Below are 11,481 nucleotides of genomic sequence, written 5' to 3'. Positions count from 1 at the left end.
TACTAATTGGAGGCAGCACCATGTCGTAATGAAGACTACCAGTGACTACGATTTTACTCATGCTAGTATTCTCTTAAATCTCGGACCGCCTGCTGGGTTTTCATCAGATTCTTTTCGGCCTGCTTCAAATCCTTTTTCGCAATCGCCACAAACAGTGCATCCAGAATATTAAGCTGTGCAATGCGTGCCGCTGCGTTTTCCCCAAGCAAATGTGAGCCCTGTGAAGTTGAATTGAGAACCACATGCGCATTACGCGCTATGGGCGACTCGGCATAATTACTGATGGCAATCACCTTGGCACCGTTGCGCGCGGCCAGCTTGATCGGGTCGTTGACCGCGCGGGTGGCGCCGGAATGGCTGATTGCCACTACGGCATCATCATCAGATAGGATCGCGGCAGACATCAGCATGGTGTGGGCATCATCGTAGACCGTCGATTTAATCCCGATCTTGAGCAGCTTATGCGCCAGATCGCGGGCAACGGTGGCCGAACCACCGACGGCATAGAGATCGATGTGCCGAGCCTTGAACAGAATATCTGCGGCGCGGTTAAATTCAGAAACGTCCAGAATAGAGATGGTTTCCTCTATTGCCTGAATTGAGGTTCTGAATACCTTTTCCAGTAATTGCTCCGACGAGTCATCGGGCTCAATTTCGGCATGCAAACTTGCCACTTCAGAATAGTTATAATAAATCAAACTGCTTCTGAACTCTCTGAAACCAGAGAAGTTGAGTTTTTTAGCCAGCTTGACCACCATCCCCTCAGAAACTTTATTTTCCTGCGCAATCTCTTTTAATGAGGTTTGCTCGGATAAATCGGTTTTCGAGGTGATAGCGTCCACCACTTTTCTTTCCAGTGGCGTCAGTTGTGGCAATCTCATGCGAATTTGAGCGCCAATAGCTCGCGGATCCTGCTTCATTACTTGCCTCTTGTCGCTCGGTCAATCAACATGGCTATGATAATAATAAGGCCAGTGGCAAGCAATTGATAAAACGCCTGAATATTTAACAGTGTCAATCCGTTACGTAACGAACCCAGAATGATGGCACCGATCAGCGTGCCGATCACGCTGCCTTTGCCGCCCATCAAGGAGGCTCCACCTATGGCGGCGGCCGCGATGGCATCCAGTTCCCACAGATTGCCCATCGTCGGTTCGGCTGCGCCCAGGCGGCCAATCAGGATTAATGAGGCCAGCGAGGCCAACACGCCGGAAATCACAAACACCGTCACTTTGGTTCTTTTCACTGGCACACCGGCAACGCGGGCAGCTTCTTCGTTGCCACCAACGGCCAGAATATATTCCCCCAGCGGGGTTTTGTTCATCACCACCCACAGGATGATGGCGATGGTCACCACAATCACGATCGGGCTTGGCACGCCGAAAATTTCGCTGTTGATGAAATTACGGAACTCCATCGGGATCCCAAAGATGGGGTTACCGTTGGTGAAGATCAGCGCCATGGCTCGGAACAGCGAGAGGCCGCCCAAGGTGACAATGAAAGGCTGCAATCCGGCGTAGGCCACCAGCGTCCCGCTGAATACCCCACATAATGCGCCAACCCCCAAGGTTGCCATCACCGCCAGTGGGATCGGCACGCCAGCCACCATCAACGTAGCGCCCAGCACGGCAGATAACGCCGCCGTTGGCCCTACCGAAAGGTCGATGCCGCCGGAAATAATCACCAGCGTCATGCCCAGGGCGATAATGCCGTTGATTGACGACTGCTGTAAAATATTCAGCAGGTTAGGCACCGTTAAAAAACCCGGTGTGAGCAGCGAGAAGGTGACCACAATGATCAGTAAACCAATCAGTGTGCCCGCATCGCGCAGATTAAACTTGAATAGCGCCGCAGACGGCACTGTAGGCTGAATCTTACCCTGAGTCATCATAATGATAGCCTTAATAATAAATATAAGTCACAGAAGCCGTTGTTAATTCAGGTCGTTAATTGCATAACGAGCGATATTTTCTTCTGTAATATCGTCGCCCTTGAGTTCCCTGGTAATTTTCCCTTCGCGCATTACCAGCACCCGATCGGAGATACGAATGATTTCTGGCATTTCGGAAGAGACCACCACGATGGCTTTACCCATCTTGGCCAGTTTTTCGATTAAATTATAAATTTCGGCTTTGGCACCGATATCGATCCCGCGCGTAGGTTCATCAAATAGAAATACTTTATTATCTGCTGCGACCCAGCGGCCAATTATCACTTTCTGCTGGTTACCACCACTCAAGGTGCCGATGGGTTTTTCAATATTCAGCGGACGCAGGTTCAAGTCGGTCATGACCTCCAGAGCCAACTGGTTTAATTTTGCTTTTCTTAACCAGCCGTAGCGGGTGAAGTTGCTCATCGAGGGCAGCGCCATATTCATCTTTACCGCTCGCTCTTTAATGATGCCCTCTTTTTTACGGTCTTCCGGCACCAGACCGATACCGGCCTTGATGGCTGAACTGACATTGAGTTTCTTCACCGCAGCGCCTTCAACCCACACCTGGCCGCTGGTTTTGGTGTCGATCCCGGCGATCAGCTTCAGCAACTCAGTGCGGCCAGCGCCGACCAGACCGGCGATCCCCAGCACTTCCCCTGCCTGCACGCTAAAGCTGGCCGATAGCACGGCTTTGTCGCGCCCAAGGTGTTCTACACGCAGGATTTCCTTATCGGTGACAAAAGAGTGATGCTGTACTTTCTCAATCTTGCGTCCGACCATCTTGGTGACGATGGTTTCCTCCGTTTCGTCGCAGATATTGACTACGCCGACCTGTTTACCATCGCGTAGGATCGTGGCGCGATCGCAGACTTTAAAAATCTCGTTCATCTTATGCGAGACGTAAATCAGCGCGACGTTCATTGATTTCAGATCGGCGATCAGTTCGGCCAGCCGATCAAATTCCCTTGGCGTCAGGCTGGAAGTCGGCTCGTCCATCGCAATGATTTTGGCTTCATCCAGCAACGCTCGGGCAATTTCGACGATCTGCTGCTGGGAGACCTTCAGATTCTTGATCGGTTCGTTCGGGTCAATGGTGGGATCGAGCCGTTTCAGGATCGCCTTTGCCCGTGCGTACTGGGCTTTTTTGTCCACAAACAGGCCCTGGCACTGGGTCAGTGGCCTGCCAAGAAACATATTCTGCGCAACGGAGAGTTCGGGAACATGCTGCAATTCCTGATGGATCATGGCGATCCCCGCCTGGCGAGCGGAAAGCGGATTTTTCATCAGGATCGTCTGGCCCTCAACCTGGATTTCGCCGGAGTCCGCCGCCCGTACGCCAGAGAGAATGTTCAGCAGCGTCGATTTCCCTGCGCCGTTCTCGCCGATTAAGGCATGGACTTCCCCGTGCCTGACAGAAAAATCTACGTTTTGAACCGCAGCCGCACTGCCGTAGGTTTTATTGATGCCACGCATCGTTAAACAAAACTGTTCCATAAACCCTCCGTCGCCCGGCTTATTGCTGTACCAGCAGTTTGCGCAGTTGCTCGTTGTCTTTGGTTGAGAAAGCATCCGCGTTTTCTTTGGTGATCAAGGCTTGTGGGGTAGAAACTACGCGTGAAATTTTCTGCCCGTCGATCAAGCGCAGCATGACCTCCATCGCCACTTCACCGGTTAGCACCGGGAAGCTGTCTACCGTACCGGTCAACTCACCACGTTTGATGGACGCATAGGCATCGGAAATCCCGTCGGTGCCAAACACCGCGACCTGGTTGGTTTTACCCAGTGCGCGTACCGCTTCTACCACTCCGAGCGCCATGCCGTCGTTGTTGGCGTAGAAACCAACCATATCCGGGTGCTGTTGCAAGATGGTGGTGGCGGCGTTATAGGCATTTTCCCGGCTCCAGTTGGCCGGTACGCTGGCAACTACGGTGAACTTACCGTTGGCTCCGATGGTTTCCTTAAAGCCTTTGGTGCGCTGTGTTGCGGCATAAACGCCAGCCTGGCCTTCGATCACCGCGACTTTGCCACCTTCCGGATGATGCTGAATAAACCAGTTGGCAACCCGGACGCCGTTGTCTTTTTGCACGTTACCGACGTAATGGGCGGCGCTAGGCATGACGGCGTCGTTGACGTTAACCACCGGGATGCCTTTGCTTTTCGCCACTTCATAGGCGGGCTGCAGGTTGGCGTCGGTTTGCGGGGACACCAGCAGGCCATTAAAGCCCTGAGAAATCAGCGTTTCCGCGATCGATAGCTGGCCTAACTGATCGTCTTCATTGGCGGCGGCCTGATAGGCGACCATGAAGCCGTATTTTTTGGCCGTGGCTTGGTAGCCTTCCCCCAGGGAACGCCAGTATTCGTTGGTGAGGGTTTTGGATACGCCGCCAATCTTCAGCTTGCTGTCTACTGCCGGCATTGGGCCATACTTGGTGCTAAGCTCGGTCCAGTCGGTACGGTCGGGTTCGGTGTCAGACTGCAACGGCGGCAGATCGGCAGCATAAACACTGGTGCAAAACAGGGTAGAGGCGAGTACAGAGAGTAAGTGCTTTTTCATCATCTATCCTTGGTGCGGTTAGTTATTATTAGAGGCACCCGTTGGGCGCCCGGTTGCTGGTTCTATTTTGCCAGCATGATGTCATTAACAATTTGCTGCGAGGCGACGGCGTCCTGTTTGCTGATGGCGCTCAACAACGCTGGGTTATTGTCCAGCTGTTTGCACAGTTTCAACAGGCGGGTCACTGTCGCGATATTGGTTTCGGCTTCACGCACCGGATCCAGGCCGCTGGCGTCCGGGAAGGTGTCGAAATAGTAAGCCCCGGTATAGCCGTCACGCTGCATCTGCCAGAGAAACTCCAGCGTTGCCCGTGGATTGACCGAAGCCACCATCAGGCCATCGTCACGCTTGCCCCAGCCATCGTTCAGATCGAGACCCATCAAGCGAGAGCGGCGGGCGACCATGGCGGCGGCAAATGCCGGGATCTCATTGGCAAACAGCACGTGGGCAAAATCGAGCGTGATACCCAGGTTGGCGCAGCCAGCCTCTTCAACCGCCAGCAGGCAGGTGGTGACGTTGGGGAAGATGCTGTAAGCCCGTGGTTCATTGGGTTTGTATTCAATACTGACGTCGACATCTGGCGCATATTCGGCCACTTCACGCACCGCCGAGACGGCGTCTTCCCAGATTTTTTTGTAATCCGCCTGGAAGCAATAATCAAAACCGTCCTGGCCCATCCACAGGGTCATCAAGCTGGCGCCAAACTCACGGCCGGCGTCGATACCACGTTTGGTCAGTTCGATCGCCTGACGACGAATTTTGGCATCCGGGTTGGTGAAGGCTCCAATCTTGAATTCTGGCGCATCCCAGCGCATTTGCATGCCATTCACCGCCAGGCCAGCCGCTTCGATCTTCTGGCGCATGGTTTTGACATCTTGATTGATGTGCTGCGGATAGTTTAAATCCAGGTGGGTCAACCCTTTGACCGTTCCGGCACGCTCAATCATCTGCGATACAGAGGGTTTGCCTTGCTGCTCTGGCCAGTAAAGATTGGCTCCTGAGGCAAAGGAGTTCAAACGGGTGGCAAATTTAAGTTCTGACATGAAATGTCCTTGGTCAATGGTTATGTAATGTACTTTCCTTCTTCACGATAATTCGTAAAGTAGTATTCTTCTATCACTGGACGTTGACAACCGCAAGCTCATCTGGGGTTTTATTAATCACTTTGCGAGGTCATTCACGAAATTAAGCAACGGAGAGGCCTTGCCAGAACGGCAATGAGCAGGTGCGTGAGTGGGAGGTGCGGGACTGACAGGAATAGCAGAGGCAAATGCGGGATCAGGCAGGCCAGCGGGCTGGCCTGCACTTTACGTGGGTTACACCATCGGGCGGATGTAGTCCCATAGGCGTTCCCAGTTAATCAGCACCAATACCACGGTGGCGGCAAACAGAATAAACATGACCTTTGAGAACATGATATCAACACTCCTTGTTAATAAATTCGGGATTTTTCCCCTCGCCCTACGGGAGAGGGCTAGGGTGAAGGGCAATTTTCAGGCAGTGTACAGGGGCAGAACGAGGCGATATAGAGCCGGTAGATCATTTCAGAAAATACCAAGCATAAGGTTGAATTATAGACAGTTGGCGAGGGGCGGTAGTAGGGCAGAGATTTCCCTGCCCGAGTTTTAAAAGCGCGCTAATTCAGGATACCGTTTAGCACCAGCATGGTAATCATCCCACCCGCAGCCGGGATCAGTGTACGGCGGACGATCATAAACGGCGAGCACTCTCCGGCTTTGCTGACGGCAATAATCACCCCGGCCACCGGGGAAATCGATCTTCCCATACCCGCCATCAGCTGCATCGGCAGGATCATGCTGACAGCGCTTTCGCCAAACTTGGCGGCAATGCCAGGAGCCAGCCCCGAGAAGGAGAAAAACGCAGCCACGCCGGAACCGGTCAGTGCGGCAGTCACGCAGACCAGCAGGGCCATCACTATTGTCATACTGCCAAAACCAAAGCCCGCGGTCTGAACGGTGTGGATAATGAAATCAACGGCCCCGATAATCTGCAAGCCCTGGGCGAAAACGTCAGCGCACACCAGCAGGGAAACGATGCTGGTAAACATGGTTCCCATGCCTTTGAAAAATACCTGCACGCCCTTGCAAGCAACTTTGAAATCCCGCCTGACCAATAATTCGCAGAAAAATGCCAGTAGGGTGCCGATAATCATTGCCGTTACCACGTCAATCTTGATGCTGCTGACCACCAGCGGGCTGAAGACGATCACCAGTATCACCGGGAATACCGGCAGGAAGGCGTAGAATGCCGGCACCTTGGCTGCGTCTTCGCTGGCCTGCTGCTCTACTTGCTGCTGGGCGACGATATGCCCGTCCTTTGCGTCAAAATAGCGTGCGGTGAAGAAGATCAATACCGCGACCGCCAGCATCACGCCGGTCGCGACCGGCAGCTGATAGTGGGCAAAGTAGACCGCGGTTTCCATACCGGCATGTTTGGCTGCCAGGTTGGCAGTACCCACCGCCGGACCGAGATCCATAAACGCCGACATGCCGATCATTGAGGCGGCGGCGGCCTTACTGACCCCTAGCCGTACCAATACCGGGAAGAAAGTGACCAGCAGCAGCATCGCCAGGCCGGCCGCGCTGGAAATCGCTACGTGCAGCAACTGGGATAACACGTAGCCGATTGCCAGGATCAGATAAGGCGCCTTGATCATCTGCAAGGGTTTGATACACAGATTCACCATCGAGTTCGAGGCTTTGATGTGATCCATATAGTCGGCAAAGCCGCCCGCCGCCATAATGATCAAACCAATGCCCGCCACCTGAGTGGTCAAAGACTCTTTGACGAAGGCGAATATATCGCCGCCCACCCAGCCAATGGATTTTGCCTTGCCGTACAGGATCGACTGTTCTGGAAAGAAGACCGCCGTGATTAGCAGCAGACTCAGACCGGCCAATAGCAACACGGTCTGCGGCTGGTAGTTTTTGATAATAAACCAGGCCGCCAGTACGGTAACGATCATCCCGATGATAAATCCAGCCATCATTGCCCCCTTTATGCGTGTTTGGCGAAAAACTCATGCAATAGCTTGTTGTAATAGTCCGGAGCCTGGAAATAAGGCGCATGCCCCATTCCGGGCATCTCGATATGCTGGGTATAGGGCACCAACGCCAATAGGTCGGCTTTCAACTGCGGTTGTACTACCGCGTCTTTTTCGCCCGTGAGGATCAACGTTGGCATCTTGAGCTGCGGTAATAGCGGGCGGTTGTCGGCTAGTTGCAACATGCGAGTGGCACGCCTCAGTCCTTCCAGGTTGGTGCCTGCGGCAATCTCTGCCGCGTAGTTCAGCACCGCAGCGGGCACCTCGGGGAACGGCAGCAGATCCCGTGCGCGGTTTCTGCCATAGGCTTCGCGGCCAATTTCGGCCAGCTCTTGCAGCCGCTTCTCCAGCTTCTCCGAGCTTGGCGCGGTCTCAGGTGCGCCATAGCCGGGATGAGTGCAAGACAGCACCAGGTTTTTTACCCGCTCGGGATGGAGAGCGGCATAGCGGCTGGCAACGGTACCGCCCATGGAGTGCCCGACCAGGGAGACTTTCTCTGAGCCACAGTGTTGCACCCATTCATGCAGCATCTGCACGAAAGCGTCGATCTCGGCGGGAACCAGCGCAGAGTCGGCATAGCCCGGAGCATCCCAGGCCATGACGTGGTAGTGAGAAGCAAAGGCGGCAAACTGGAATGGCCAGGCTTTGGCGCTGCCCAGAATTCCGTGTAAAAAGATCAGCGTTTCACCTTCACCCGTGGCGCGGAAAGACAAATTCCCCTGTGAGGTACGCAGAATTTGCTGTTCAGGGCAATCAGGAATGACGCTGTTTTCACTGCTCATGATAAAGCCTCTTTTTATGCAATAGGTGTCCGTCACGGCGTTGTCGACGCCGTTGATGATCAATAAAAATAAACTTAGGGGAGGTGTGAACGTAATATTATTTATTAAATACGTTAAACGCCTCAAATAACGATTCCATAACGTGGAAATTATCGTTTAGCTCATGGCTCTTCACTTCGCCCATAAAATTAACCAGGGCTTCAATCAGCACGAACCCGGCACTACGGCTACTGAACAGCCCGCTGTGCTGGCTCTCCATCAGCAACATCGCACTGGCGAAGTGGCTGAACGGGTTGACCGCTTTATCGGTGATGACGATGGTGTCCCCGCGGTTTTGGTAGAACCACTTGATCAGCCGGGTTGTCACGCTGGAAAAGCGGTAATAAGAGATCGCCAACAGTACATCGCCTTTTCTCGAGTCGATTAATTTATGCGGCAAGTTGGCAATATTGGCATCCAGCAACACAATATCTTTCTTTATATAGCGGCCAAGCAAATAAAAATATTCGGCCAAGGAGTGCGCCGTTGCGCTGCCAATCACATAAAGCCTTTTTTCCGGATCGCAGATTAACGCGATGGTTTTTTCCAAATCCTGCCGATTGATATTTTTTAGCGTATTGTTGATATTCTCGGTGATCTCGTTGCAGTGTTTTCCAATGTATTCAATGCCGTTTTTTTTGTCCTTGCTGTTGTCGAAACGTTCGATGGGGGAGATGTTTCTGCGTTGCTCCGGTTCGATGGTTGACTCTTTGAAGTCACGAAAACCCGTAAAGCCAAGCTTCATCATAAATCGCCCCAAGGTCGACTTGGCTATGTTGATCTCATGGCAAACATCAATCACTTTGCTGTAGGGGATCGATTCAAAATGCTTGTCAAAATAGTCGATAATGCGCCGATCCGTGTCGGTCAGATTATCAATGCCGGCAATACGTTGAGAGAATTCCGCTCTGTTCATGTCCGTTTTCCCCTCTACGTCATTTCATCCTTCATTAATAACAAAACCCAAGGGAGAAAAAAGGGGAATCAAAAATTCCCTTGTCAGAAGTGTGTGTCATCTCTCATTCCTTTCCGACTCGCGCTACTGCCCACCCAGGCAGCAGCGCGTGCTCCGCGAGTTACGGCTTGACCTTGAAGTCACCGTGTTGCTCAAACCAGGCAAATTGCTCGGCACCGTAGGCAGACATTTTCGAGCCGCTATGCCCTACGTCGGGCAGGATGGTAAAGCGCCAGTTGAAGTCGACCTTATAGCGTTTGGCTTTCTGTTGAGCCGTCAGGAAATAGTTTTGTGCCCGGGTTAACCGGCTATCCCCCTGAGCCATGGCTTCATAAGAACGACGCAGTAAAGGATGATAGGGGTCGTTATCTTTTTCACCAACGGTGATCAACACCGGTTTGGCAAAATAGTCGGCTAGCTGCTTTTGCGTCACTTTTACCGGCGCTTTGTCCAAACCATATGGCCAGAGGTTTTCCACATCTGGCATGGTCCACCATCCTGCTGCCGCACAGATGGCGGCTTTGACGTTAGCTTCTGGTACCAAGGTCAGCATGCGGTGAACAAATTGGCAGCCAGCGCTGTTACCAAATAAATAATAGTTCTCTTGTTTGGTAATTCCTTGTTTTTGCAGATCGGCAAACAGGTCATCAATGACCGTGAAGGCCCATTCTCCTTTGGGGTTGGCCTGGTGGGTTTTGGCATTTTCTATATTGCCGAGGTTATAACCGTCATTGCCGGGGTAATCGGCTTCGGAGAACAGTGGGGCGATGACGATAAGCCGGTTTTTCTTGGCATTTTCTACCCAGGAGTCGCGATACTCGGCGGCATTACGATTCAGGCCGGTCAGGACAAACACTACCGGAGTGTTGGCATCGGCACCGGGAGGTTGATAGCTGAAGACTTCCATCTTCTTGCCGGTTTGTGGCACGGTGAAATCGAAGCTGCCACTCTCTTTGGGCAGTGCGGCTGCGTGGCTGAGGTTGGCACACAATACCAACACGGCGAATAAACTGAGCTTGTTGTACATGTTTCCCATCCTTGTTCTGTGATTAAAATTCGTAACGTAAGCCAAGTACCCACAGATTTTCTGCCGAGTCATAGCTTTGCCGATCGTCATAAATGTAGGTGGCAGAAAGGTGGACGTCTTTTTTCAGTCGGTATTCCAATTCGGAGACCCACTGCTTGCGATGGGCGTAATCATTCTCAGATTCTATCAGTTGAGAGTAACCACCGCGCAGTGCGACTTTGCTGGTAAACCAGTATTCGGCCAGTGAGTCGAAGGCATCGTAATCTTTGTCTGGCTTGCCGGTTTGCTGGTAGGTTTGCCGGCCAACGTTAATACCGAGATACCCCTTGCCGTAGTTGAGGCGTACGCCAGCCCCTTTTTGGGTGTAGTCCGTGTAGTTGCCGCTCAAGGTGGTATTGTTGGGATCTTTGGTCATTTTCTGCCAGGCAATCACCGGTTTGATTTTTAGTGGTGAGCCCATCACCGGCAGCTCAAAAGCATAGCCCAGGCTGGCCATGTAGCCATCGTCAACCGTGCTGTCACCAGCGCCATTACCCATGACGTAGGCAGTGCGAATGTCTAGCCCTCCATGGGTATACTCATATTGTAGCGTGCCGTCCTGACGGTTCCATTGATAGGAAGAGTCGATACGTGTACCGACCCAGTTGGAGTAAACGTTAGCCGTGTAGTTCATATAGCGATCGGTGATCCCCATCCACTGATACATCGGGTTTCGCGTACGACCCACCATGAATTTACCCAGATCTTTACCGTCGATGCCGATATAGCCGTAGCGGATATCCCAGTTATCTTCCGTGTTCTTGGTGTCATTCTTTTGTGTGTTCACCTGCCATTCCAATTTGCCGAACAGGCCAAACTGTTCATCCAACCGCTGTTTGGCTTCAAAGCCAAGTCGGCCGGTCAGGTTGGTGGCATTGGTATGTTCGGCGGTCCATTCATTGCCGGTTTGCGCCTCGATACGGCCATATATATCGAGTTGTGTCCCTTTACTGTTATATACCGTCACCGCCTCGGCGGCGCTGGTGGCTAGCAGGGCAGGGAAGAGTAGGGCCAGAGATATTATTTTCATTTTATAATCCTGTGTTAAATAAAACGTTTTTATTGTTATTTTTGGTCAAGTATTCAAT

General features: G+C 52.4%; 10 protein-coding genes. All 10 read right to left on the bottom strand.

The window, feature by feature from the left end:
• Positions 1–62: 62 nt before the first annotated feature.
• Positions 63–920 carry a MurR/RpiR family transcriptional regulator gene (locus U869_RS0128405; RefSeq protein ID WP_025123787.1) on the bottom strand — a complete coding sequence of 286 codons (858 nt, stop codon included), beginning with the start codon at positions 918–920 and terminating at the stop codon, positions 63–65.
• Complete coding sequence (locus U869_RS0128400) at positions 920–1,891, bottom strand: ABC transporter permease (RefSeq protein ID WP_025123786.1); 972 nt, start codon at positions 1,889–1,891, stop codon at positions 920–922. The genes U869_RS0128405 and U869_RS0128400 overlap by 1 nt, the downstream gene beginning before the upstream one ends.
• A 42-nt stretch (positions 1,892–1,933) precedes the next feature.
• A complete protein-coding gene (locus U869_RS0128395; protein WP_025123785.1) occupies positions 1,934–3,427 on the bottom strand; it encodes a sugar ABC transporter ATP-binding protein in 1,494 nt (497 codons plus the stop codon).
• Positions 3,428–3,446: 19 nt separating this feature from the next.
• On the bottom strand, positions 3,447–4,487 hold the full coding sequence (locus U869_RS0128390) for a substrate-binding domain-containing protein (RefSeq protein ID WP_025123784.1): 1,041 nt from the start codon (positions 4,485–4,487) through the stop codon (positions 3,447–3,449).
• Positions 4,488–4,549: 62 nt separating this feature from the next.
• Positions 4,550–5,530 carry a TIM barrel protein gene (locus U869_RS0128385; RefSeq protein ID WP_025123783.1) on the bottom strand — a complete coding sequence of 327 codons (981 nt, stop codon included), beginning with the start codon at positions 5,528–5,530 and terminating at the stop codon, positions 4,550–4,552.
• 593 nt (positions 5,531–6,123) lie between these two features.
• On the bottom strand, positions 6,124–7,494 hold the full coding sequence (gene dcuC, locus U869_RS0128370; RefSeq protein ID WP_025123782.1) for a C4-dicarboxylate transporter DcuC: 1,371 nt from the start codon (positions 7,492–7,494) through the stop codon (positions 6,124–6,126).
• Between the two features lie 11 nt (positions 7,495–7,505).
• The gene (locus U869_RS0128365; RefSeq protein ID WP_025123781.1) at positions 7,506–8,333 is read right to left on the bottom strand and encodes an alpha/beta fold hydrolase; all 828 of its coding nucleotides are present in this window, start codon (positions 8,331–8,333) and stop codon (positions 7,506–7,508) included.
• A gap of 97 nt (positions 8,334–8,430) precedes the next feature.
• On the bottom strand, positions 8,431–9,288 hold the full coding sequence (locus U869_RS0128360) for a MurR/RpiR family transcriptional regulator (protein WP_025123780.1): 858 nt from the start codon (positions 9,286–9,288) through the stop codon (positions 8,431–8,433).
• Between the two features lie 160 nt (positions 9,289–9,448).
• Positions 9,449–10,354, bottom strand: coding sequence for a hypothetical protein (locus tag U869_RS32685; RefSeq protein ID WP_025123779.1), 906 nt, complete (start codon positions 10,352–10,354; stop codon positions 9,449–9,451).
• Between the two features lie 22 nt (positions 10,355–10,376).
• Positions 10,377–11,423: a porin gene (locus U869_RS30270; protein ID WP_025123778.1), complete on the bottom strand. Its 1,047-nt coding sequence runs from the start codon at positions 11,421–11,423 to the stop codon at positions 10,377–10,379.
• Positions 11,424–11,481: the final 58 nt, after the last annotated feature.

Origin of the sequence: Serratia sp. H1w (assembly GCF_000633355.1) — a bacterium.
Taxonomy (GTDB): Bacteria; Pseudomonadota; Gammaproteobacteria; order Enterobacterales; family Enterobacteriaceae; genus Chania.
This window is presented reverse-complemented; position numbering and strand designations above follow the sequence as displayed.